Genomic DNA, 22,225 nt, shown 5'->3' with positions numbered 1-22,225 from the left:
AGAAGCCGGCGCGAGTTGCCGACCCAGATCTCCCGCATTGCACGCCCGCGACGGAGCGGGCGTGCAACCAGGTTCAGGCCGATCTCAGGCGAAGTTGACCTTGGGCGCGCGCTGACGACGCAGTGCGCCGCCGATCGCGCCGAAGCCGACGAGCATCATCGCCCAGGTCGCCGCCTCGGGGACGGCGGCGGGGGCGTTGGTGTTGATCGTGAAGGCGGTGTTCGCGGTCGTCTCGAAGCCGAAGCTGTTGAGCTTGGTATCGGTGGTAAAGGCGTAACCGTAATAATCGAGCCCGTTGAGCGTCGCGCGCAGGCCGAGATAATTGTCGCCGTTCGAATAGGGAATGGTCGTCGTCGTCGGGAACGCGGCGAACTGCATGCCCGGGCCATAGGTCAGGATGCCGGAGCCACGGCCCGGAAAGTCGGTCGTCGGCGAGACCGGGATGCCCAGGAAGCCACCGAAGGCGCTGACCGCGCCGCCGCCCGACGTCTGCAGCGCGACGGGGGCAAAGATGTCGCCGGTCGAGCTGAAGGTGAAGCTGCTGCCGCTGAAATCGATCGTCGCGGGGGCGGCGGCGAAGCTGGAATTCAGGGTGACGATGACGGGAGCGGCCTGCGCTGCGGCGAAAGCCGGAACGAGCGTGGCGCCGGCGAGCAGGCATACGGATACGATACGGTTACGGCGCATATGGGATTCCCTTTGCCGCCCGGGTGAAATGGCCGGAACGGAAAAAGGTAAACGCACCGTTAACTATTAGGTCCCCGGTGAGAATATAAGTTTTTCAAATATTTGATAGGGAACAAAGTGCGCGGGGCGGCAAAGGCGCGCCGATCGGACACGGCTTAGCGGCGCATGAAAAAAGGGCGGCGCCATCGCTGGCACCGCCCCCTTTCTCGTCGTTGCCGATCGATCAGCGCGAGTAGAACTCGACGACCAGGTTCGGCTCCATCTTCACCGGATAGGGCACTTCATCGAGCGTGGGGACGCGGATGAAGGTGACCTTGGCGCTGCCGTCGGGCGCGACATATTCGGGGATGTCGCGCTCGGAGAGGCCCTGGGCTTCCATGACGAGCGCCATTTCCTGCGCCTTGGTGCCGAGCGTGATCTCGTCGCCCGGCTTCACCAGACGCGACGCGATGTTGCACTTGACGCCGTTGACGCGGACATGGCCGTGATTGACGAGCTGACGCGCGGACCAGATGGTCGGCGTGAACTTGGCGCGATAGACGACCGCGTCGAGGCGGCGCTCGAGCAGGCCGACCAGGTTCTGGCCGGTATCGCCCTTCATGCGGTCCGCCTCGGCATAGGCCTTCTTGAACTGCTTCTCGGTGACGTCGCCGTAATAGCCCTTGAGCTTCTGCTTCGCCTTGAGCTGGATGCCGAAATCGGTAGCCTTGCCCTTGCGGCGCTGGCCGTGCTGGCCGGGGCCGTATTCGCGCTTGTTCACCGGGGACTTCGGACGGCCCCAGATGTTCTCGCCCATGCGGCGATCGAGCTTGTACTTGGCGCTGTTGCGCTTCGACATGATATGTCCTTCAATTGCGTGGTGCGGGCGCGAGCCCGCGATATGTCCCGGAACCGCGCTGCTTTGCTCACCGAGATGAGGACAGGGCCGCCGCTTCACCGGGGTGCGGAGCCAATTGCGAAGGCGGCCCCTTAGACAGGGGGGCGGAGCGAGTCAATCTTGGGCGGTCTCGCCCCGGCGGGGCCGCGGGCGATCGAGCGCGGAGAGGACGCCGCGCATCGTGCGCACCTCCTGGCTGTTCCAGGCGGGCTTGGTCAGCATCGTGCGCAAGGTGCGCTTGACGGTCGCGACGCGGCTGGGCGGGAAGAAGAAGCCGGAGTCTTCCAGCATCACGTCGAGCTGCGCGAGCATGCCTTCGAGCTCGCCTTGCGGGGCGGGGGGATCGATGTCGACGCTGGGGGGCGAGGCGAGATTTTCGCCTTTCGACCATTCATAGGCGACGAGGATCACCGCCTGGGCGAGGTTGAGGCTGCCGAATTCGGGATTGATCGGCACGGTGATGATCGTGCGCGCGAGCGCGACGTCGTCTGTCTCGAGCCCCGAGCGTTCGGGGCCGAACAGGATCGCGCTGCCGCCGGGCTCGGTGTGGACGAGGCTCGCGGCCTGTTCGGGGGTGACGACGGGCTTGGTGACGCCGCGCTTGCGCACCGTGGTGGCGAAGACGTGCGCGCGATCGGCGACCGCCTCGGCGACGCTTTCATAGACGCGGGCGTTGGCGATGACGCTGTCCGCGCCCGAGGCGGCGGGGCCGGCTTGTGGGTTGGGCCAACCGTCGCGCGGGGTGACGAGGCGCAGATCGGTGAGCCCGAAATTGAGCATCGCGCGCGCGGCCTTGCCGATATTCTCGGCGAGTTGGGGGCGGACGAGGACGATGGCGGGGGTCCCTCGAGACGGGCCTTCGCCCAAGCTCAGTCCCTCCTCAGGAAGAGCGGACAAAGAGTCGCCGACCCGCTCATCCTGAGGAGCCACTGAGCTTGGCGAAGTGGCGTCTCGAAGGACCCTCCGCTTGGCCAGATCACGGAGCGCGCCGAAGTCGCCCGCGATCAGCGCCTCCTTCTTCGCGCGCGACCAACCCTTGATCTGGCGCTCGACCGCGAAGGCCTGCTCGCGATCGGGGAAATTCTCTGTCCAGACGAGCGCGACGGGGCGGCGGATCTGCGTATATCCCGGGATGAGCCCGGAATTATGCTCGGCGACCCGGCGGTCGAGATCGTCCGTATGGCCGACATAATAGCGACCGTCGGCGCAGCGGAGAAGATAGGCTTGGAAGGTCACGGCCTGTCCTTCGATACGAGCCTTCGCCGGGCTCAGTCTCTACTCAGGATGAGCGGGAGGAGGAGTTGTGGGGGGTGGGGCAGGGGGCGCCTATTCCTCCCGCGCCGCCTGTACCGCGCCGACGAAGTCCTCGAAATCCTTGGCTTCGCGGAAGTCCTTATAGACGCTGGCGAAGCGGATATAGGCGACGCTGTCGAGGCGCTTGAGCCCTTCCATGACCGCCTCGCCGATGCGCGTCGCCGAGACTTCGCTGTCGCCGCTCGTCTCGAACTGGCGCTGGATGCGGCTGACGAGGCGTTCGATCTCCTCGGGCGCGATCGGGCGCTTGCGCGCGGCGGTCTCGATGGCGCGTTCCAGCTTGGAGCGGTCGAAGGGCTGGCGCTGCGCGTCCTTCTTGACGACGGTCAACTCGCGCAGCTGGACGCGCTCGAAGGTGGAGAAGCGCGCGTCGCAGCTCTCGCACTGGCGCCGGCGACGGATCGCCGCCCCGTCTTCCGCGGGGCGGCTGTCCTTCACCTGGCTATCGGAGTGTCCGCAGAAGGGGCAGCGCATCGAATTCCATACCCACCGCTCATCCTGAGGAAGGACTGAGCTTGTCGAAGTCCTGTCTCGAAGGATCCGCACCGTGGTGCATGTCCTTCGAGACGCCATTTCGGCAAGCTCAATGGCTCCTCAGGATGAGCGGGTAAAGGGCTGGAACGGATATAAGGTGCCTGAAGGCGGTGTGCCTTACAGCTCCGGGTAGATCGGGAAGCGGTCGCACAGGGCTTCGACGCGCGTCTTGACGGCCTGCTCCACCTGCGCGTCGCCTTGTTCGCCATTCTTGCGCAGGCCATCGAGCACGTCGGCGATCATGTCGCCGATCTCCTCGAATTCGGCCACGCCGAAGCCGCGCGTCGTGCCCGCGGGCGAGCCGACGCGGATGCCCGACGTCTTGACCGGGGGGAGCGGATCGAAGGGGATGCCGTTCTTGTTGCAGGTGATGCCCGAACGCTCGAGTGCCTCGTCGGCATCCTTGCCGGTGACGCCCAGCGGCGAGAGATCGACCAGCGCGAGGTGCGTGTCGGTGCCGCCCGAGACGATCTCGGCGCCGCGTGCCTTGAGGCGGGCGGCGAGCGCCTGCGCGTTGGCGATGACGGCGGCGGCATAGTTCTTGAAATCGGGCTGGAGCGCCTCGCCGAACGCGACCGCCTTGGCGGCGACGACGTGCATCAGCGGGCCGCCCTGCAGGCCCGGGAAGACGGCCGAATTGATCTTCTTGGCGATCGCTTCGTCATCGGTGAGGACCATGCCGCCGCGCGGGCCGCGCAGCGTCTTGTGCGTGGTCGTGGTCACGACATGCGCGTGGCCGAACGGGGTCGGGTGCGTGCCGCCGGCGACGAGGCCCGCGAAATGCGCCATATCGACCATGAAGATCGCGCCGACCTCGTCCGCGATCGCGCGGAAGCGGGCGAAATCGATATGGCGCGGATAGGCCGAGCCGCCGGCGATGATTAGCTTGGGCTTGTTCTCGCGGGCGAGCGCCTCGACCTGATCATAATCGATCAGGTGCGTGTCGCGGGTGACGCCATACTGGATCGCATTGAACCACTTGCCCGACATGGCCGGGCGCGCGCCGTGCGTGAGGTGGCCGCCGGCATCGAGGCTCATGCCGAGGATCGTGTCGCCGGGCTTGGTGAGCGCGAGCATCACCGCGCCATTGGCCTGCGCGCCCGAATGCGGCTGGACGTTGACGAAGCCGCAGCCGAACAGCTCCTTGGCGCGATCGATCGCGAGCTGCTCGACGACGTCGGACGGGTGGCAGCCCTGATAATAACGCTTGCCGGGATAGCCTTCGGCATATTTGTTGGTGAAGACCGAGCCCTGCGCCTCGAGCACCGCCTTCGAGACGATATTCTCGGACGCGATCAGCTCGATCTGCTTCTTCTCGCGCGTGATTTCTTGGCTGATGCCGCCGAATACGGCAGGATCCTTGTCCTTGAGCGACTGGGTGAAATAGCCGTCGGGCTGGACGGAGACGGATGCGGGCTGGGTGCTCATGGGTGTTCAGGCCTCGGGGGGTTGGGAGACGAGCTCCGGGCTGGCGAGCATGGCGACGCGGCGTGCATGCCGGTCGCCCTCGAAGGGGGTATTGAGGAAGGCGGCGACGCAGGCCTTGGCCATTTCCTCGCCGATCAGGCGCGCGCCGAGCGCGATGACGTTGGCGTCGTTATGCTGGCGGGCAAGCGCGGCGGAGAGCGGCTCGGAGACGAGCGCGCAGCGCGCGGCCGGGTTGCGGTTGACCGCGATCGAGATGCCGATGCCCGAACCGCAGAGCGCGATGCCACGATCGGCGCGGCCCTCCGCGATCGCACGGGCGAGGCGATAGCCGTAATCGGGATAATCGACGGAAGAAGTATCGAAGGGGCCGAGATCCTCGACGGAGACGTCCTGCGCGGGCAACCATGCCACGAGCGCGGCCTTGAGCGCAATCGCGGCGTGATCGGATGCGATGGCGACGCGCATCGACAAGAGCATTTCCCCCGGTTTCGATTCGGAATGGCGGTGCCTTACGGGCGCGGCGCGCCCTTCGCCACCCCGGCTTTCGGATGCGAAGCCGCACCACGGCCCGCACGCCTACCATAGCAGGCGGCTCGCGGCATATCCACAACCATTACGGCCGTATATCGAAGCTATCCGTCAATCATATGACGTATTATGCGGAATCGATGCGCGACGCGAAGAACTAGCTTCGATTTCTTTGTGCCGACAGCTTATGATGCGCCGCAGCGATGCGGGGCTTTTCGTGAGCGGCCCCAGCGGCTATCGGCCTCCCAACGGAAGGATCACGCATGGCCGAATTCGCGCTCCCCAAGAACAGCGTCGTCAAGAAGGGCAAGGCGCACAAGGCCGAGGGTGCCCCGGCGAAACCGCGCAGCTTCAAGGTCTATCGCTACGATCCCGACTCCGGCGAGAATCCCCGCTACGACACGTTCGAGATCGATCTCGCCGAAACCGGCCCGATGGTCCTCGACGCGCTCATCAAGATCAAGAACGAGGTCGACAGTTCGCTGACCTTCCGCCGCTCGTGCCGCGAGGGCATCTGCGGATCCTGCTCGATGAACATCGACGGCCGCAACGGGCTCGCCTGCACGACCGCGATCGAGGATTGCAAGGGCGAGGTGCGGATCACGCCGCTGCCGCACATGGACGTGATCAAGGATCTCGTCCCCGATTTCACGCATTTCTACGCGCAATATTCGTCGATCCAGCCCTGGCTGCAGACGGTGACGCCGCCGCCTTCGGGCAAGGAGCGGCTGCAGTCGCCGGCGGATCGCGCGAAGCTCGACGGGCTCTACGAGTGCATCCTGTGCGCCTGCTGCTCGACCTCGTGCCCGAGCTATTGGTGGAACAGCGACAAGTTCCTCGGCCCGGCGATCCTGTTGCAGGCCTATCGCTGGCTGGCCGACAGCCGCGACGAGATGACCGGCGAGCGGCTCGACGAGCTGGAGGATCCGTTCCGCCTCTATCGCTGCCACACGATCATGAACTGCGCGAACGTCTGCCCCAAGGGCCTGAGCCCGGCGCGCGCGATCGCCGAGATCAAGAAGATGGAAGTGGAGCGCCAGCTCTGAGCTGGACGCCGGTCGCCGGCGGCTCGTTCGCGCATGCCCCGGATCCGGACAATCCCGGCTGGGACGTGTGGGCGCCGGTGGACGGCACGCGCTTCAACGGCATCCTCGGCAAGACGATCGTGCGCGCCGAAAGCGAGCGGATCGCGCGGGTGCGGATGTGGCCCGAGCATCGCCACAGCAACAGCCTGAACGTGATCCACGGCGGCGCGCTGCTGATGCTCGCCGATGTCGGGCTGGTCGCGGGCGTGCGCGCGCTGGGCGGCGTGCCCGACGGGGGGGTGACGATCGACCTGCAGATGCAGTTCGTCTCCAGCGGCATCATCGGTCAGCCGCTGGACCTGATCGTCGAGCGGGTGCGCGAGACCAAGCGGCTGCTATTCGCGCGCGGCACGATGGAGCAGGACGGCGGAATCGTTGCGACGACCGCGGGCACCTTCCGGAAGCTGACCCCGGCGCAGTGAGCGAGCTGATCGCACGATATCGGGCGATGATCGCCGGGGGCGAGCTGAAGGCCGACCCCGACCAGGAGCGCGTCGTCCGCCGGCTGGCCGCGCTCGCCGACGAACTCGCCGTGCCTGAAAGCGGTGGCTTCCTGAGCAAATGGATCGGTCGCAAAGCGAAGGTGCCGCGCGGGCTCTATGTATGGGGCGGGGTCGGGCGCGGCAAATCGATGCTGATGGACCTGTTCTACGAGTGCGCGGCGGTGACGCCCAAGCGGCGGGTCCATTTTCACGAATTCATGCTGGAGGTGCATGATCGCCTGCGCCGCGAGCGCGTGAAGGAAAAGGGCGATCCGATCCCGCCCGTCGCCGACGCGCTGGCGGGCGAGGCGAAACTGCTCTGCTTCGACGAGATGGTCGTCAACAACATGGCGGATGCGGCGATCATGAGCCGGTTGTTCGCGGCGCTGATCGATCGCGGCACCGTGGTGGTGACGACATCGAACCGCGCGCCGGGCGAGCTCTACAAGGACGGACTCAACCGCCAGCTGTTCCTGCCCTTCATCGCTTTGCTGGAGGCGCGGCTGGACGTGATGACGCTGGACGGGCCGACCGACTACCGGCTGGAGCGGCTTGCGGGCTTCCCGACCTGGTATATGCCGCTCGGCGATGCCGCGACGCAGGCGGTGAGCCGCTCCTTCTTCCGCCTGACCGATTATCCGCCCGAGGACCGCGCGCACGTGCCGTCCTGCGATCTGGCGGTGCAGGGCGGGCGGACGCTGCACGTGCCCAAGGCGCTGAAAGGCGTGGCGGTCTTCTCGTTCAAGCGGCTGTGCGGCGAGGCGCGGGGCGCGGCCGATTATCTGGCGATCGCGCGCACCTTCCACACGGTGATCATCGTCGGCATTCCCCTGCTGGGCACCGAGAAGCGCAACGAGGCGGCGCGCTTCAAGGTGCTGATCGATGCGCTGTACGAGCATGGCGTGAAACTGCTCGCGACCGCCGCGGCCGCAGCCGAGGATCTGTATCCGGCGGGGGACGATGCGTTCGAATTCGAGCGGACCGTGTCGCGGCTGATGGAGATGCAGTCGGCCGAATATCTGGCGCGCGGGCATGGCGTGGCGGATGCGGCGGAGACCGGGCCGGTGGAGCCGGCGGCGCGGTAAACGCCGTTCCGCCTTATTCGGAAGAAGAGTGGTTCACGCGGAGACGCGGAGGCGCGGAGAGGAAGAAGAAGAACCGGCGACGCGCCTTCTTCTCTCCGCGCCTCCGCGCGAACAATCTGATTTTTGCAGCCGCGGACCTACGTCGAGGCATTCAGCCGAACAGCGGCCTGACGTTGTAGCCCTGCGCGTCGGCCTTTTCGACGAGCTCCGCCGGCGCATCGCCGAGTTCGGCGCGGGAAAGTGCCCAGAGGTAGGTGGAGCGCGTGCCTGAGCGGCAGAAGGCCAAGGCGGGGCCGTCGGCGGCTTCCAGCGCCGCCTTCATCGCATCGACCTGATCGGGGCGCATGCCGGCGGGCGAGACGGGGATCGCGACATAGGACAGGCCCGCAGCCTGCGCGGCGGCCTCGATGTCGGCGGCGGCGGGCTGGCCGGGCTCCTCGCCTTCGGGGCGGTTGTTGATGATCAGCCGATAGCCGGCGGCGGCGGCCTCGGCGACGTCGGAGGGCTGGATCTGGCCGGCAACGCTGATCGCATCGTCGAGCTTGCGGAACGGGGTCGTTGTCATGTCTGTAGCTCCTTGGCGAGCACGACCATCGAGAAGGGCGGATCGAGCGGGATCGGGAAGGGGCGCTTTTCGCCCGTCGGGCGATAGCCGCGGCGCTCGTAATACGCGATCAGTTCAGCGCGGCTGTCGATGACGGTCATTTCCACGACGGTGGCCGCGAAGGCGGTGCGCGCGGTCGCCTCGGCGGCGGCGATGAGCTGGCGGCCGAGGCCGGCGGCCTGGAGCGACGGATCGATGCAGAGCAGACCGAGATAGACAATGCCCGAGCCGCGATCGCTGACCTGGACGCAGCCGATGATCGCGCCGCCCTGCTCGGCGACGAGCAGCCGTTCGCCGGGCGCAGCGAGGATCGCCGCGAGCGTGGCGAGATCGGTGCGCGTACCGTCAAGCAGATCGGCCTCGTGCGTCCAACCGCCGCGCGCGGCATCGCCGCGATAGGCGCGCTCGATGACGGGGTGGAGATGGGGCAGGTCCGGGAAGGCCGCGAGGCGGATGCGGAGGATCGAGTCGGTCACGCGCGCCTTATGCCAGCGTCTCCGCGCCGCGCCATAGATGCTTGACGAGGATATGCACATCCATATAGCCAGACATATAACATGCTATGGAAGTGATCATGCGCGATATCGTGAGCGAGCGGACACATCTGTTTCTCGGGAGCCGGCTCAAGCGGCTGGCCGAGCGGATGCAGGCGGATGTGGTCAAGGTCGGCGAGCAGGCGGGGCTCGCGATCCAGCCTAGCCAATATCCCTTGCTCGCGACGCTCGACCTGGATGGCGCAGCGACGATCGGCGAACTGACCGAGGCGACGCAGTTGAGCCAGCCGGCGATCACGCGCAATGTCGCCAAGCTCGTCGAGATGGGGATGGTCGAAGTGACGCGGCGCGGGCAAGACCAGCGCCAGAAGACGGTTGCGCTCACCGCGGCGGGCCAGGCGGCGCTGGCGCGCGCCAAGCTCGCCTTGTGGCCGCAGATCGAGCAGGCGGTGGCGGAGCTGCTCGGCGACCTGCCCGGATCGTTCGTGGGCAGCCTGAGCGCGATCGAGGCAAGGCTGGCGACGCGACCGCTGCACCGGCGCGCGGCCGAGCTGGCTGGAGCCGGTCTCGTCATTCGCGAATTTTCCGACGAACTGGCGCCGCATTTCCGGACGATCAACGCGCAGTGGATCGAGCGGATGTACCGGCTGGAGCAGGCCGATATCGACGTGCTCGATCATCCGCGCGAACGGATCATCGATAAAGGCGGGGTGATCCTGTTCGTCGAGGCGCCGGGGCTCGGCATCGTCGGCGCCTGCGCGCTGCGGCCGACCGGCCCGAACCAATATGAGCTGACCAAGATGGGCGTGCTGGAAAGCGCGCGCGGGCTGAAGGTCGGAGAGTTCCTGCTGCGCGCGGTGCTGGAGCGCGCCGAGGCGATGGGGATCGAGCGGCTGTACCTGTTGAGCAACCGCAAGTCCGAGGCGGCGATCCACCTCTACGAAAAGCTCGGCTTCGCGCATGATGCGGGGATCATGGCCGAATTCGGCGCGGGCTATGAACGGTGCGACGTGGCGATGCTGTACAAGCGGCGATAAGGCGCGGCACGAAGCCGATCCGGCCTTGAAGGAAATCAGAGTGTCCAGCGGTGCGAACGATGCCAGCCCCTGCATCCTGATCGTCGGCGCGTCGCGCGGACTCGGCTGCGCGATGGCCGCCGAATTTGGGGCGAGGAGGGGGTGGCGCGTGATCGGCACGGTGCGCGGCGGCGCGCGGACCCCACTGCACGATCTGGCGGACGCGCATGCCGGCCGAATCGAGATCGAGACGCTCGACATGGACGAGGCGGAGCAGATCGCGGCGCTGCGCGACCGGCTCGCGGGGCGGGTGATCGATCTGCTGTTCGTCAATGCCGGCACGACGACGCAGGATCCCGTCGCCGCGGTCGGCGCGGTCGCAAAGGACGATTTCGTGCGCGTGATGCTCACCAACGCGCTCGCCCCGATGCGCGTGATCGAGGCGCTGCAGGATCTGGTGGCCAAAGACGGGCTGATCGGCGCGATGTCGTCGGGGCAGGGCAGCATCGCCAATAACGAGACGGGGCTGCGCGACGTGTATCGCGCGAGCAAGGCGGCGCTCAACATGCTGATGCGCAGCTTCGCGGCGCGGCAGGCGGGAACGGGCCGGGCGATGGTGCTGATGGCGCCGGGCTGGATCCGGACCGACCTCGGCGGCGACGGCGCGCCTTATACGATCGCGGAGAGCGTGCCGGCGATCGTGGACGTGCTGATCGCGCAGCGGGGCGCGCCGGGCCTGCGCTATCTCGATCGCTTCGGGCGGACGGTGCCGTGGTGAGGCCGGGGGTGACGATATGCGGATGATCGGGCTGATCGGGGGGATGAGCTGGGAAAGCTCGGCCGAATATTATCGGCTGCTCAACCAGGGGGTGCGCGATCGGCTGGGGCCGACCGCGTCGGCGCGGTGCCTGCTGTGGTCGTTCGATTTTTCCGAGATCGAGGCGCTCCAGCATCGCGGCGACTGGGCGGGGCTGAGCGTGCGGATGATCGATGCCGCGCGGCGGCTGGAAGCGGCGGGCGCGGACGTGTTGCTGATCTGCACGAACACGATGCACCGCATGGCGGACGAGGTTCAGGCGGCGGTCGGGGTGCCGCTGTTGCATATCGCCGATCCGACCGCCGAGCGGATCAAGGCGGCGGGGTATCGCACCATCGGGCTGCTCGGGACCGCGTTCACGATGGAGCAGGATTTCTACAAGGGGCGGCTGGCCGAGCGGCATGGCCTGAATGTGATCGTGCCGGGCGACGCGGATCGCGCGACGGTCCATCGGATCATCTATGACGAGCTGGTCGCGGGACAGGTGACCGCGGACTCGCGCGACGCCTATCGCGGGGTGATCGCGCGGCTGGTCGCGGCGGGGGCGGAGGCGGTGATCCTCGGCTGCACCGAGATCATGCTGCTTGTGCGGCCCGAGGACAGCGCGGTGCCGCTCTTCGACACGACCGCGCTGCATGCCGAGGCGGCGGTTGGGGCAGCGCTGGCGGGGTGAGGTTTGGGCATCTCTCCTGGAAAGAATCGGTGCAAAACTCGGGCTAATTTCAAAAAGCGTTCGTGCTGAGCCTGTCGAAGCACCGTCCTGCTCTTGAGAAGCTTCGACAAAAGTACGGCCCTTCGACAAGCTCAGGGCAAACGGAGGAGGGTTTTGAAGCTTTGCAACGGTCCCTTCCAGGGAGGGGAGCGCTCCGCCCTCGGGCCAGACGCGGTCAGCGCAGTGGAACGACGCGGGCGAGCAACGTCTCGGTGATCGAGACGAACCGGGCGGGGTCGCCGAAGGCGCGGGCGGAGAGCATCGCGCCGTAGATCGCCGACATGAAGGCGTCGGCTTCTTCCTCGGGCGTTCCGATCAGCGAGACGCTGCCCTGTCGCGCGCCGACGGCGAGGATCCGGGCGAGCCAGTCGGACAATTCGGTGAAGTGGGCGCGGACCGCGAAAGCGACATCGTCGGGCAGGCTCGGCAGCTCGGCGGCGAGGATCGCGGCGACGCAGAAGGGGGCGCTGTCGTCGGCGATGCAGCGCTCCCAATAGGCCGCATAAGCGCGGAGCTGGGCGACGGCGTCGGGCTCGGCCTGCGCGAGGCTGGCGACCTGCATGCGGATCACCGCGCGCGATTGCTCGACGACGGCGACGACGAGATCGTTCTTGCCGGCGAAATGGTGGTGGATGCTGGCTTTGCGGATGCCGACCGCGCCGGCGATGTCGGCATAGCTGAAGCCATTATAGCCGTGCGTCATGATGAAACGCCGGCCTTCGCCCACGATCCGCTCGACGGTCGTTCCGCTCATCGCATTTCTACCATCCAATAGGTAGATAATCATTTGCAATGGATGCGCAACGGCGTAACGGGCTACCTACTAGAAGGTAGAAAGGACTCGGATATGACTTCAGGACTCATCGCGCAGGGCCGGCGGGCGGGGGAGACCAACGTGACGGGCGCGAATCCCGCGCAGCTGCGGAGCTATTATTTCCTGCGGGCGGGCGTCGCGGCCTTGTGGGTCGCGGCGGCGTTCACGATCGGCAAGGCCGATCCGGTGGCGGCGGCGACGCTGCTCATCGCCTATCCGGCGTGGGACGCGATCGCCAACCTGATCGATGCGAAGCGCAACGGCGGCATCGAGCGCAACGTGTCGCAGGGCATCAACATCGCGGTCAGCGGGATGGCCGCGGTTGCCGTCGCGATCGTGATCGGCAGCATGAACGTGGTGCTCGGCGTGTTCGGTGCCTGGGCGTTCCTCGCCGGGCTGTTGCAGCTCGCCACCGGCGTCCGGCGGTGGAAGGCCGGCGCGCAATGGGCGATGATCCTCAGCGGGGCGCAGGCGGCGCTGGCGGGGTGCCTGTTCGTCAAGGGATCGCTGGGGAGCGCGGTGCCCGGGATCGGCGATGTCGCGCCTTATGCGGCGTTCGGTGCCTTCTATTTCGGGCTTTCGGCGCTGTGGCTGACGGTGCGTCGGGGGCGATAGGCCTCGCCGCGAACGGGATGGCGATCCACCCCTCAATCCCCTCCCTTCCAGGGAGGGGAGGTGCGCTCACTTCCGTCCGAACAGCTTCTCGATGTCGGCGTGGCCGAGCTTGATCCAGGTCGGGCGGCCGTGGTTGCACTGGCCGGAGTGGGGGGTGACCTCCATTTCGCGCAGCAACGCGTTCATCTCGGCGACCGAGAGCGGGCGGCCGGCGCGGACCGAGCCGTGGCAGGCCATCGTCGCGGCGACGTGATCGAGCTTTTCCTTGAGGCTGAGCGCTTCGTCGAAGGCGGCGAGCTCGTCGGCGAGATCGGTGACGAGGCCGCGGGCGTCGCTCTGGCCGAGCAACGCGGGGAGCGCGCGGACGAGGACGGCGCGGGGGCCGAAGCGCTCAAGTTCGAGGCCCATTTCGGCGAGTTCGGGGATGCGCGCTTCGAGCCGATCGCAAGCAGGCTCGTCGAGCTCGACGACTTCGGGGAGCAGGAGCGCCTGCGTGGCGACGCCGCCGTCTGCGACCGCGCGGCGCATCCGTTCGAGGACGAGGCGCTCGTGCGCGGCATGCTGATCGACGAGGATCAGCCCGTCGTCGGTCTCGGCGACGATGTAAGTGAGCGCGACCTGGCCGCGGGCGATGCCGAGCGGGTGGCGTGCGGCGGCGGGTGGCGCTTGCGTGGCGGCTTCTGCGCGGCCCGAGGGGGCGTAGTCGAGCGGGCGATCGTGGAGCGAGGACCAGAGCCCCTCCTCTTCAGGAGCGGGGTTGGGGTGGGGCGTGTAATATGAGAGCGACGGTGAGGTGGACGGGCCCCGCCCCCCGGCCCCCGCCCCTGAAGGGGCGGGGGAGTAGCCGCCGCCGGGTTGCCAGTTGCCGAGCGCCGCGGCCGAGGGGCGCTGCGCGCTGCGGTGGCCGGCGGCGTCGAGCGCGGCGCGCAGGCCGCCGACGATCAGTCCTCGCACCAGCGAGGGTTCGCGGAAGCGGACCTCGGTCTTGGCGGGGTGGACGTTGACGTCGACCTCGCTGGTCGGGACGTCGAGGAACAGGGCGAGGACCGGGTGGCGATCGCGCGCGAGCATGTCCTGATAGGCGCCGCGCACCGCGCCGATCAGCAGGCGATCCTTCACCGGCCGGCCGTTGACGAACAGATATTGGTGATCGGCGACGCCACGGTTGAAGGTCGGGAGGCCGGCGACGCCGCCGAGGCGGATGCCCTCGCGCTCATGATCGACGGCGATCGAATTGCGGACGAGTTCACGATCGGTGAGCGCGGCGACGCGCTCGGGCGCGGTCTCGCCCGGCTGGACCGACAGCGATTTGCGGCCGTCATGCTCGACCGAGAAGCCGATTTCGGGACGCGCCATCGCGAGGCGGCGGACCGAATCGAGGCAGGCGGCATATTCGGAGCGGGGCGAGCGCAGGAACTTGGCGCGCGCGGGGACGCGGCCGAACAACGCCTCGACCTTGACGCGCGTGCCGGGGGGGAGCGCGGCGGGGCCTTCCTCGGCGACCGCGCCATTATCGACGACGCGGCGCCAGCCTTCGGCCCCGCGGACGCGGCTTTCGATCGTGAGGCGCGCGACGCTGGCGATCGAGGGCAGCGCCTCGCCCCGGAAACCGAGCGTTTCGACCGCCTCGATCGCGTCGTCGGGAAGCTTGGAGGTGGCGTGGCGCTCGAGCGCGAGCGCCATTTCAGGCGGGCTCATGCCATGGCCGTCGTCGATCACTTCGAGACCCGCGATCCCGCCTTCCCACAGGCGGATGGCGATGCGCGTGGCGCCTGCGTCGATCGCGTTTTCGACGAGTTCCTTCAGCGCGCTCGCGGGGCGCTCGACGACCTCGCCGGCGGCGATACGATTGACCAGATGCTCGGGGAGCCGTCTTATTGACATGGGGTTCGCCCTAGCCCAAGCGGCTGACTTCCGCGACCCGCCATAGCCCTTATTGTACGCAAGCCGTCGCCCGCGGAAGGCGGCCTGCGAGGACGGAAATCAGCCCTTGATGCGTTGGCTCAAATTCATGTCGCACGACATGGCGATCGACCTCGGTACGGCGAACACGCTCGTTTACGTGCGCGGCCGCGGCATCGTCCTGGACGAGCCTTCGGTCGTGGCGATCGAGATGGTCAACGGCGTCAAGAAAGTCCGCGCCGTGGGCGACGACGCCAAGATGATGATGGGCAAGACGCCCGAGCATATGGAGGTCATCCGGCCGCTGCGCGACGGCGTCATCGCCGACATCGACATCGCCGAGGACATGATCAAATATTTCATCCGCAAGGTGCATGGCGGCAAGAAGCGGCCCTTCACCTGGCCCGAGATCATCATCTGCGTGCCGTCAGGCTCCACCAAGGTGGAGCGGCGCGCGATCCGCGACGCGGCGAGCAATGCCGGCGCGAGCCAGGTGTTCCTGATCGAAGAGCCGATGGCGGCGGCGATCGGCGCGGACATGCCCGTGACCGAGCCGATCGGATCGATGGTCGTCGATATCGGCGGCGGCACGACCGAAGTCGCGGTGCTGTCGCTGCGCGGCCTCGCCTACACGACCAGCGTGCGCGTCGGCGGCGACAAGATGGACGAGGCGATCGTCTCGTTCGTGCGCCGCAACCATAATCTGCTGATCGGCGAGGCGACCGCCGAGCGGATCAAGCAGGAGCATGGCGTGGCGCGGATGCCAGCCGACGGCGTCGGCCAGCGGATCCTGATCAAGGGGCGCGACCTCGTCAACGGCGTGCCCAAGGAGATCGAGATCACGCAGGCGCAGATCGCCGAGGCGCTCTCCGAGCCGATCTCGGCGATCGTCGAGGGCGTGCGGATCGCGCTGGAGAATACCGCGCCCGAACTGGCGGCGGACATCGTCGACCAGGGGATCGTGCTGACCGGCGGCGGCGCGCTTCTGTCGGGGATCGACGCGGTGCTGCGCGAGGCGACCGGGCTGCCGGTGACGGTGGCGGACAATCCGCTGACCTGCGTCGCTTTGGGCACGGGGCGCGCGCTGGAGGATCCGATCTTCCGCGGCGTGCTGCATACGGCTTAGAATAGCGGGATTACGTCCTTCGCATCCCGTGGTAAAAGACGCACAAGCGAGTTCATTCACCGCTCTTCCTGAGGAGCTGCTGAGCCCGTCGAAGCAGCGTCTCGAAGGATCCTTCGAGACGGGCCTTCGCCTTCGCTCAGTCCCTCCTCAGGATGAGCGGTTTAATTGAAAGCGACCTAGAGGCGACATGACGTTTGGCCCCTCCGTCGATCTCGCCAGGTTTCTGGGTGGCGCGGCCCATCGCGTCGTGATCCGGTCCTGATATGGCACCGCCCCGTCATCGTGGCCGCGGCTTTTCGCGGCGGATCCAGTACGGCCTGTTCGTGGGCTATGTCGTCGCGATCGTCGGGATCGTCGCGGGGCTGGGGCTCGTGCTCGTCGCGCGCTTCGATCCGGTCGCGTTCCAGGGGATACGCGGGCTCGCGCTCGATCTGACCTCGCCGGCGACGGCGGTGTTCGGCAATGTCGGGCGCGGCGCGGACGAGATCGGCGGGGGGTTAAGCTCCTATCTCGATGCGGCGCGCCAGAATCGCGCGCTGCGTGCCGAGCTGGAGGCGACCGCCAACCGGCTGATCCAGGCGCGCGCGACCGAATATGAGAATGCGCGGCTCAAGCGGCTGCTGCACGTCGTCGAACGCGGCACGCAGCCGATCGTCGTCGCGCGGCTGATCGGATCGGATGCGGCCAATCATCGCCGGACCGTGACGCTCGCCGCGGGCACGAGCGACGGGGTGCGCGCCGGGCAGCCGGTGCGCGGGCCGGGTGGGCTCGTCGGCCGCGTCGCCGAGGCGGGTGCGCGCGTCGCGCGCGTGCTGCTGGTAAGCGACGGGGGCAGTTCGGTGCCGGTGCGCGTCGCGCGCACGGGGCAGCCCGCGCTCGTCGCGGGCAAGGGCGACGGGACGGTCGAGATCAAGTCGACCCAATTGGGCGCGCCGCCTTTGCACCGCGGCGACTTGCTGTTCACCTCGGGCACGGGCGGGGTGTTTCCCGCCGGCGTGCCGGTGGCGGTGGTGCTGTCGGTCAGCGGCGATCTCGCGACCGGGCGCCCGCTCGCCGAGCCGGCGCGGCTCGACGTGGCGATGGTGCTGCCCGAGGTGGAGCTCGCGCCGCCGCCGGCCGCGCCCGTGGGCTCGGCCAACTGATGGCGCGCCAGCCGCTGGGCTTCGGGCAGGAGCGGCCGCCGGTGCGGCTGTGGCTGGTGCCCGCCGCTTCGGTGGTGGCGGGCTCGCTGCTCGCGATCGGGCCCTATGTGGCGAACGTGCCGCTCATGCCGCCGTTCGGATTGCTCGTGCTGATCGGCTGGCGGCTGCTGCGCCCCGAAATCTGGGGCGCATGGGTCGCGCTGCCGCTCGGGCTAATCGACGATCTGATCGGCGGCGCGCCCCTGGGTTCGGCGATGGCGATCTGGACGATCGTGATGCTGGGCTTCGACATCGTCGACCATCGCATGCTGTGGCGCGATTTCGCGACCGACTGGGGACTGGCGATGCTGGCGCTCGCCTTCGCGACGAGCGCGGCCTGGGCCATCGCGCTCTTCACCGGCGGGGCGGGGCCATACTGGACCGTCGTCGGGCAGATGCTGCTCTCGGCGCTGGCCTTCCCGATGGTCGCGCGGATCTGCCGCGCGATCGACATCTGGCGGCGCGGCGAGCGGGGGCGGACGGCCTGATGGCGAGCGGGCGCCCGGGCAGGTTCATCACCGATCAGACGCTCGTCTATACCTTCACGCGGCGCGCCTTGGTGCTGGGCGGGCTCCAGATCGGGCTCGGCGGGCTGCTCGCGGGGCGGATGGCGTGGCTCTCGATCGCGCAAAAGGACAAATATGACCGGCTCGCCGAGAGCAACCGCGTCCAGAGCCAGCTCATCCCGCCGCGCCGCGGCTGGATCGTCGATCGCCACGGCAAGCCGATCGCGATCAACCGGACGAGCTTCCGCGTCGATCTGATCCCCGACCGGCTCCAGGATCCCGACCGGATCATCGACGAACTGCGCGGGCTGCTCGATCTCTCGCCCGAGGACGTCAAGCGGATCAAGGATGTGCTCGACAAGGCGCCGGGCTACCAGCCCGTGCCCGTCGCCGAGAATCTCGATTATGAGCGCTATGCGACGATCAGCCTGCGCCAGGCCGATCTGCCCGGGGTGGCGCCGTCGAGTGGCTATGCGCGCGCGTATCCGCTGGGCGCGGCGGTCGCGCATCTCGTCGGCTATGTCGGGCCCGCCTCGGTCGAGGATTATAAGAAGAACCATGATCCGTTGCTGATCACGCCCGGCTTCAAGGTCGGCAAGGAGGGGCTCGAGAGGACGATGGAGCCGTGGCTGCGGGGCAAGCCCGGCGCCAAGCGGACCGAAGTGACCGCGCACGGCAAGCTCGTCGCCGATCTGACGACCCGCCCCGAGCAGATGGGCAATATGCTGCGCCTGACGATCGATGCCGGCCTGCAGGATTTTGCGGCGCGGCGGATGGGCACCAACAGCGGCGCCGTGACCGTCATCGACGTGGCCAACGGCAACATCCTGGCGATGGCATCGATGCCCGCTTACGATCCGAACAGCTTTTCCGACGGGATCGGCCAGAGCGAATGGGCGATGGCCTCGGCCGACGATCATCTGCCGCTGATGAACAAGGCGCTGCAGGGCCTCTATCCGCCCGGATCGACGGTGAAGCCGATGGTCGCGCTGGCGCTGCTGCGCGCGGGCGTGCCGGCAAGCGACATGGTGGTCTGCTCGGGCGCGTATCGCGTCGGCAACGGCCTGTTCCACTGCTGGCGGCATGGCGGGCACGGGGCGATCGACATGCACCGCGCGATCGCGCAGAGCTGCGACATCTATTTCTACACGATGGCGCGGCGCATCGGCATCGACCAGATCGCACGGATGGCGCGGCTGCTCGGCATGGGCGAGAAATACGAACTGCCCTTCCGATCGCAGCGCTACGGCACGGTGCCCGACACCGCGTGGAAGCTCGCCAAATATCACAAGCCCTGGACCGCGGCGGACACGGTCAACAGCGCGATCGGGCAGGGCTATATGCTCGTCAATCCGCTGCAGCTGGCGGTGATGGCGAGCCGGATCGCGAGCGGGCAGGTGCTGCAGCCGCGGATCATCGGCAACAAACATTATGGCCCGCAGGGGCCGCCCATCGGCTTCGATTCCGAGCATGTCGATTTCATCCACCGGGCGATGCGCGACGTGGTCGGCGGCGGCGGCACCGCGATCGCCGCGCGCCTGCCCGTCGCCGGGGTCGAAATGGCGGGCAAGACCGGCAGTGCGCAGGTGCGGCGGATCAGCATGGCCGATCGCCTCGCCGGGCGCGCCGGCGCGCTCGGTACGGGCGGCGACTGGAAATTGCGCGATCATGGACACTTTCTGGGCTTCGCGCCCTTCGACAATCCGCGCTACGCGATCGGCGTGACGCTGGAGCATGCCGGCCATGGCGCGGCCGCCGCCGTCGTCGCGCGCGACGTCATGACCTGGCTGTTTGCGCCCGAGCGGGCGATGGCGACGCTGGCCGCCAACGAGGCGCAATGGGGCGGGGGCATATCCGAGCGGATGGCCGCCGAGACGGCGCGCTGGGACACGGCGCATCTGGCCGGGCCGACTCCCGAGCAGGAGGCCAATCCCGATCCCGCGACGCCCGACGCCAAGATCCCTCCCGGCGAGCGCGGCGATTGAGCCGGCTGAGCCTCGTCCCCGCGCCGATCGCGCGGCTGCCCTGGGGCGTGCTCGCGCTCGTCTGCGCGATCTGCGGCTTCGGGCTGGTCGTTCTCTATTCGGCGGCGGGCGGGAGCCTGAGGCCCTGGGCGTTCAGCCAGGGGATACGCTTCTGCGTGTTCCTGTGCGGCGCGCTGGTGCTGTCGCGGATCCGAGCGGAGACGCTGAAGGCGCTCGCCGTGCCCGCCTATGTCGGGCTGGTGGCGATGCTCGTCGGCGTCGAGGCGCTGGGGGCGGTCGCGGGCGGCTCGCGGCGCTGGCTCGACCTCGGCATCATCCGCCTGCAGCCGTCCGAGCTGATGAAGCCCGTGATCGTGCTCGTGCTCGCCTGGTTCTACGACATGCTGCCCGCTGCGGAGATCCGCCGCTGGTCGGCGATCTGGCCCGCGGCGGCGCTCGTCGGCGTGCCGTTCGTGCTCGTGATGGCGCAGCCCGATCTGGGCACCGCGCTGATGATCGTGTTCGGCGGGATCGTGGTGATGTTCCTCTCCGGCATTCCGGTGCGCCTGTTCGTGGGCGGGATCGCCGCGCTGGTGGCGCTGACCCCGGTCGCTTTGGGACTGCTCCACGATTATCAGCGCAGCCGCATCGAGATCTTCCTCAATCCCGAGAGCGATCCGCTCGGCACGGGCTATCACATCATCCAGTCCAAGATCGCGATCGGATCGGGCGGGATCGCGGGCAAGGGGTTCCTGGCCGGCACGCAGAGCCATCTCGATTATCTCCCCGAAGGCCATACCGACTTCGTCTTCGCGACGATGGCCGAGGAATGGGGGCTGCTGGGCGGCGTGGGCATCATTGCCGGCTATCTGCTCGTGATCGGCTGGGGGATGCGCGTGGCAAGGCGCGCGGCGACGCGCTTCGGCCGGCTGGCGGCGGGGGGGCTGGCGACGACGATCTTCTTCTACGTGGCGATCAACCTGTCGATGGTGATGGGGCTGGCGCCGGTGGTGGGCATACCGCTGCCGCTCGTCTCGTTCGGCGGATCGGCGATGATGACGGTGCTGATCTGCCTGGGAATGCTGATCGCGATCGACCGCGAGGGGCGGGCTGCGGCACGCTGATCGTGCTGGATTGGATTTGAGGTGTTTACAGGGGAAGGGAGGCTCGCTAAAGGCGCGCCTCGCCCAAGCGGATCGCCGCTTTCCGGGCGCTTCGCCCCGGCGAATGGACGCATAGCTCAGTTGGTAGAGCAGCTGACTCTTAATCAGCGGGTCCTTGGTTCGAGCCCAAGTGCGTCCACCATATTTATCAACTACTTACATCGGTTCCAGCCACCAATCTGAGCCGGAAATGGCCTCCACTGTGACCATTTTTGTGACCCGTCGCAAAACCCGGTTCTGCAGGCTTTTCTACCACTTGGGCTGACCCCTCCGGTGTGACCGGAAAAATCAGCTTGTCGGCGTAGGGCTGGAGATGCTTCGCCGACATGTGCGCGTAGCGGCGCACCATCGATTCCGACTTCCAGCCCCCCAGCTCCTGAAGCACCCAAGTGGGCACGTCATTCTGCCGGAGCCAGCTCGCCCAAGTGTGCCGCAGATCATGCCAGCGGAAATTGGTGATCCCGCAGGCCTTCAATGCGGACCGCCAGGCCCGGTTGTTCGCCGACCGGAGCCTGTCGCCCCGATAGGTGAACACGTAGACGCGGTTCTTACCCTTCTGACGGCCCAGGACGCCCATCGCGACATCGTTGAGGGGAACGCCCAAAGCATCCCCGTTCTTGGTGTCACCATGCTCGATCGTCGCCTGGCGCCGGGTCATGTCGACCCTGTCCCAGGTAAGACCAAGAACGTTTCCCTGGCGCAGGCCCGTCGCAAGCGCGAACAGCACTACCTCACGCTGGTGAGCTGGCAGACGCTCCAGAAGGACCTTGGCCTGGTCCTGGGTCAGATATCTGACCCTGACCGACTTGTCCGTACTGTAGGTCCTGAACGCCGGTATCTGGTCGATCCACTCCCACTCCCGCTGCGCCTTCCGGAACATGGCGCGGATGAGCGCCACATAGAGATCCTTCGTGCGTGCGCTGGACTTCGAGAGTTGGCGCGACACGATCCCGTCGATCATGTCCCTGCTCACCTGGTCCAATGTCTTGCCGCGCAGATGCCGGGTGAACCACCGGATCCGGCTCACATCGTCCCTGTAGGACTTCTTGTGCGCCTTCTCCTGCAACCACCGCAAAGCCGCCTCGTCCCAGGTCCGCTTCGGCTTCAGCTTCAGTCTGGCAAGGTCCCACAGGCTGGCCTTCAGCTTGTCGTGATACTCTTCGGCCTTCGTCCGGTCGGTCGTTCCAGTAGAGCGTCTAAGGAGCGTTCCGTCCGGTGCTGTGAGTTTGACGTAATAGATTCCTGCACGTGTCCAGAGTGCCATATTGCCTCCTGTCGGTCGGCACTCAGC

23 protein-coding genes and 1 tRNA gene are annotated in these 22,225 nt (G+C 67.5%); 13 read left to right on the top strand and 11 right to left on the bottom strand.

What is annotated here, in order from left to right; all coding sequences use genetic code 11:
- Positions 1-84: 84 nt before the first annotated feature.
- From Q4F19_RS13960 to rpiB, 6 genes are all read right to left on the bottom strand, one after another.
- A complete protein-coding gene (locus tag Q4F19_RS13960) occupies positions 85-687 on the bottom strand; it encodes a PEPxxWA-CTERM sorting domain-containing protein (RefSeq protein WP_303543530.1) in 603 nt (200 codons plus the stop codon).
- Between the two features lie 223 nt (positions 688-910).
- Entirely contained in the window at positions 911-1,525 is a 615-nt protein-coding gene (gene rpsD / locus Q4F19_RS13955; protein ID WP_303543529.1) for a 30S ribosomal protein S4, read from the bottom strand.
- A gap of 153 nt (positions 1,526-1,678) precedes the next feature.
- The gene (locus tag Q4F19_RS13950) at positions 1,679-2,800 is read right to left on the bottom strand and encodes a TrmH family RNA methyltransferase (RefSeq protein ID WP_303543527.1); all 1,122 of its coding nucleotides are present in this window, start codon (positions 2,798-2,800) and stop codon (positions 1,679-1,681) included.
- Between the two features lie 90 nt (positions 2,801-2,890).
- Positions 2,891-3,352: a transcriptional regulator NrdR gene (gene nrdR, locus Q4F19_RS13945; RefSeq protein WP_303543526.1), complete on the bottom strand. Its 462-nt coding sequence runs from the start codon at positions 3,350-3,352 to the stop codon at positions 2,891-2,893.
- Positions 3,353-3,529: 177 nt separating this feature from the next.
- On the bottom strand, positions 3,530-4,840 hold the full coding sequence (glyA, locus tag Q4F19_RS13940; RefSeq protein WP_303543524.1) for a serine hydroxymethyltransferase: 1,311 nt from the start codon (positions 4,838-4,840) through the stop codon (positions 3,530-3,532).
- 6 nt (positions 4,841-4,846) lie between these two features.
- On the bottom strand, positions 4,847-5,305 hold the full coding sequence (gene rpiB / locus Q4F19_RS13935; protein ID WP_303543777.1) for a ribose 5-phosphate isomerase B: 459 nt from the start codon (positions 5,303-5,305) through the stop codon (positions 4,847-4,849).
- A 326-nt stretch (positions 5,306-5,631) separates the two neighbouring features.
- Here rpiB and Q4F19_RS13930 point away from each other — a divergent pair, with 326 nt between their 5' ends.
- From Q4F19_RS13930 to zapE, 3 genes are all read left to right on the top strand, one after another.
- Positions 5,632-6,414 (top strand): succinate dehydrogenase iron-sulfur subunit, encoded by a 783-nt coding sequence (locus Q4F19_RS13930; protein WP_303543523.1) that lies wholly within the window; start codon positions 5,632-5,634, stop codon positions 6,412-6,414.
- A gap of 65 nt (positions 6,415-6,479) precedes the next feature.
- Entirely contained in the window at positions 6,480-6,875 is a 396-nt protein-coding gene (locus Q4F19_RS13925) for a PaaI family thioesterase (RefSeq protein ID WP_303543522.1), read from the top strand.
- On the top strand, positions 6,872-8,020 hold the full coding sequence (gene zapE, locus Q4F19_RS13920) for a cell division protein ZapE (RefSeq protein ID WP_303543521.1): 1,149 nt from the start codon (positions 6,872-6,874) through the stop codon (positions 8,018-8,020). The genes Q4F19_RS13925 and zapE overlap by 4 nt, the downstream gene beginning before the upstream one ends.
- A 151-nt stretch (positions 8,021-8,171) precedes the next feature.
- Here the strand turns inward: zapE and Q4F19_RS13915 are convergent, their stop codons facing one another.
- Both Q4F19_RS13915 and Q4F19_RS13910 read right to left on the bottom strand, forming a co-directional pair.
- Positions 8,172-8,585, bottom strand: coding sequence for a protein tyrosine phosphatase family protein (locus tag Q4F19_RS13915; protein ID WP_303543520.1), 414 nt, complete (start codon positions 8,583-8,585; stop codon positions 8,172-8,174).
- Positions 8,582-9,100: a GNAT family N-acetyltransferase gene (locus Q4F19_RS13910; RefSeq protein WP_303543519.1), complete on the bottom strand. Its 519-nt coding sequence runs from the start codon at positions 9,098-9,100 to the stop codon at positions 8,582-8,584. The genes Q4F19_RS13915 and Q4F19_RS13910 overlap by 4 nt, the downstream gene beginning before the upstream one ends.
- Positions 9,101-9,198: 98 nt before the next feature.
- On the opposite strand from Q4F19_RS13910, the gene Q4F19_RS13905 reads away from it, so the two are divergent.
- The 3 genes from Q4F19_RS13905 to Q4F19_RS13895 are packed head-to-tail and all read left to right on the top strand — an operon-like array spanning position 9,199 to position 11,624.
- Positions 9,199-10,155 (top strand): bifunctional helix-turn-helix transcriptional regulator/GNAT family N-acetyltransferase, encoded by a 957-nt coding sequence (locus Q4F19_RS13905; RefSeq protein WP_303543518.1) that lies wholly within the window; start codon positions 9,199-9,201, stop codon positions 10,153-10,155.
- A gap of 40 nt (positions 10,156-10,195) precedes the next feature.
- Positions 10,196-10,912: an SDR family NAD(P)-dependent oxidoreductase gene (locus Q4F19_RS13900; protein ID WP_303543517.1), complete on the top strand. Its 717-nt coding sequence runs from the start codon at positions 10,196-10,198 to the stop codon at positions 10,910-10,912.
- Positions 10,913-10,928: 16 nt separating this feature from the next.
- The gene (locus Q4F19_RS13895; protein WP_303543515.1) at positions 10,929-11,624 is read left to right on the top strand and encodes an aspartate/glutamate racemase family protein; all 696 of its coding nucleotides are present in this window, start codon (positions 10,929-10,931) and stop codon (positions 11,622-11,624) included.
- Positions 11,625-11,838: 214 nt separating this feature from the next.
- Here Q4F19_RS13895 and Q4F19_RS13890 read toward each other — a convergent pair whose 3' ends face one another.
- Positions 11,839-12,417, bottom strand: coding sequence for a TetR/AcrR family transcriptional regulator (locus Q4F19_RS13890; protein ID WP_303543514.1), 579 nt, complete (start codon positions 12,415-12,417; stop codon positions 11,839-11,841).
- A gap of 93 nt (positions 12,418-12,510) precedes the next feature.
- On the opposite strand from Q4F19_RS13890, the gene Q4F19_RS13885 reads away from it, so the two are divergent.
- Positions 12,511-13,092, top strand: coding sequence for a DUF308 domain-containing protein (locus Q4F19_RS13885; protein ID WP_303543512.1), 582 nt, complete (start codon positions 12,511-12,513; stop codon positions 13,090-13,092).
- A gap of 66 nt (positions 13,093-13,158) precedes the next feature.
- On the opposite strand, the gene mutL is transcribed toward Q4F19_RS13885, so the two are convergent.
- Positions 13,159-14,976: a DNA mismatch repair endonuclease MutL gene (mutL, locus tag Q4F19_RS13880; protein WP_303543510.1), complete on the bottom strand. Its 1,818-nt coding sequence runs from the start codon at positions 14,974-14,976 to the stop codon at positions 13,159-13,161.
- Positions 14,977-15,085: 109 nt separating this feature from the next.
- On the opposite strand from mutL, the gene Q4F19_RS13875 reads away from it, so the two are divergent.
- The 6 genes from Q4F19_RS13875 to Q4F19_RS13850 all read left to right on the top strand — a co-directional run bounded on the left by Q4F19_RS13875 (position 15,086) and on the right by Q4F19_RS13850 (position 21,076).
- The gene (locus tag Q4F19_RS13875) at positions 15,086-16,120 is read left to right on the top strand and encodes a rod shape-determining protein (protein WP_303543509.1); all 1,035 of its coding nucleotides are present in this window, start codon (positions 15,086-15,088) and stop codon (positions 16,118-16,120) included.
- Between the two features lie 263 nt (positions 16,121-16,383).
- Positions 16,384-17,262: a rod shape-determining protein MreC gene (mreC, locus tag Q4F19_RS13870; RefSeq protein WP_303543507.1), complete on the top strand. Its 879-nt coding sequence runs from the start codon at positions 16,384-16,386 to the stop codon at positions 17,260-17,262.
- Positions 17,262-17,789: a rod shape-determining protein MreD gene (locus Q4F19_RS13865; RefSeq protein ID WP_303543505.1), complete on the top strand. Its 528-nt coding sequence runs from the start codon at positions 17,262-17,264 to the stop codon at positions 17,787-17,789. The genes mreC and Q4F19_RS13865 overlap by 1 nt, the downstream gene beginning before the upstream one ends.
- Positions 17,789-19,792, top strand: coding sequence for a penicillin-binding protein 2 (gene mrdA, locus Q4F19_RS13860; protein WP_303543503.1), 2,004 nt, complete (start codon positions 17,789-17,791; stop codon positions 19,790-19,792). The genes Q4F19_RS13865 and mrdA overlap by 1 nt, the downstream gene beginning before the upstream one ends.
- Positions 19,789-20,895, top strand: coding sequence for a rod shape-determining protein RodA (gene rodA, locus Q4F19_RS13855; RefSeq protein WP_303543501.1), 1,107 nt, complete (start codon positions 19,789-19,791; stop codon positions 20,893-20,895). The genes mrdA and rodA overlap by 4 nt, the downstream gene beginning before the upstream one ends.
- Positions 20,896-21,000: 105 nt before the next feature.
- Positions 21,001-21,076: transfer RNA gene (locus Q4F19_RS13850), tRNA-Lys, on the top strand.
- 6 nt (positions 21,077-21,082) lie between these two features.
- Here the strand turns inward: Q4F19_RS13850 and Q4F19_RS13845 are convergent.
- Positions 21,083-22,198 (bottom strand): tyrosine-type recombinase/integrase, encoded by a 1,116-nt coding sequence (locus Q4F19_RS13845; protein ID WP_303543499.1) that lies wholly within the window; start codon positions 22,196-22,198, stop codon positions 21,083-21,085.
- Between the last annotated feature and the right edge of the window lie 27 nt (positions 22,199-22,225).

Origin of the sequence: Sphingomonas natans, from assembly GCF_030546695.1 — a bacterium.
GTDB lineage: Bacteria > Pseudomonadota > Alphaproteobacteria > Sphingomonadales > Sphingomonadaceae > Sphingomonas_I > Sphingomonas_I natans.
Note: the sequence above shows the minus strand (reverse complement) of the source record. Positions and strands in the feature narration are given on the sequence as shown.

Bases quoted from the DNA above. Each gene is read 5' to 3' on its own strand.
- Q4F19_RS13960 (WP_303543530.1), bottom strand. From the start codon at position 687: ATGCGCCGTAACCGTATCGTATCCGTATGCCTGCTCGCCGGCGCCACG.
- rpsD (WP_303543529.1), bottom strand. From the start codon at position 1,525: ATGTCGAAGCGCAACAGCGCCAAGTACAAGCTCGATCGCCGCATGGGC.
- nrdR (WP_303543526.1), bottom strand. From the start codon at position 3,352: ATGCGCTGCCCCTTCTGCGGACACTCCGATAGCCAGGTGAAGGACAGC.
- glyA (WP_303543524.1), bottom strand. From the start codon at position 4,840: ATGAGCACCCAGCCCGCATCCGTCTCCGTCCAGCCCGACGGCTATTTC.
- rpiB (WP_303543777.1), bottom strand. From the start codon at position 5,305: ATGCGCGTCGCCATCGCATCCGATCACGCCGCGATTGCGCTCAAGGCC.
- Q4F19_RS13930 (WP_303543523.1), top strand. From the start codon at position 5,632: ATGGCCGAATTCGCGCTCCCCAAGAACAGCGTCGTCAAGAAGGGCAAG.
- Q4F19_RS13915 (WP_303543520.1), bottom strand. From the start codon at position 8,585: ATGACAACGACCCCGTTCCGCAAGCTCGACGATGCGATCAGCGTTGCC.
- Q4F19_RS13905 (WP_303543518.1), top strand. From the start codon at position 9,199: ATGCGCGATATCGTGAGCGAGCGGACACATCTGTTTCTCGGGAGCCGG.
- Q4F19_RS13895 (WP_303543515.1), top strand. From the start codon at position 10,929: ATGCGGATGATCGGGCTGATCGGGGGGATGAGCTGGGAAAGCTCGGCC.
- Q4F19_RS13890 (WP_303543514.1), bottom strand. From the start codon at position 12,417: ATGAGCGGAACGACCGTCGAGCGGATCGTGGGCGAAGGCCGGCGTTTC.
- Q4F19_RS13885 (WP_303543512.1), top strand. From the start codon at position 12,511: ATGACTTCAGGACTCATCGCGCAGGGCCGGCGGGCGGGGGAGACCAAC.
- mutL (WP_303543510.1), bottom strand. From the start codon at position 14,976: ATGTCAATAAGACGGCTCCCCGAGCATCTGGTCAATCGTATCGCCGCC.
- Q4F19_RS13875 (WP_303543509.1), top strand. From the start codon at position 15,086: ATGCGTTGGCTCAAATTCATGTCGCACGACATGGCGATCGACCTCGGT.
- mreC (WP_303543507.1), top strand. From the start codon at position 16,384: ATGGCACCGCCCCGTCATCGTGGCCGCGGCTTTTCGCGGCGGATCCAG.
- Q4F19_RS13865 (WP_303543505.1), top strand. From the start codon at position 17,262: ATGGCGCGCCAGCCGCTGGGCTTCGGGCAGGAGCGGCCGCCGGTGCGG.
- mrdA (WP_303543503.1), top strand. From the start codon at position 17,789: ATGGCGAGCGGGCGCCCGGGCAGGTTCATCACCGATCAGACGCTCGTC.
- Q4F19_RS13845 (WP_303543499.1), bottom strand. From the start codon at position 22,198: ATGGCACTCTGGACACGTGCAGGAATCTATTACGTCAAACTCACAGCA.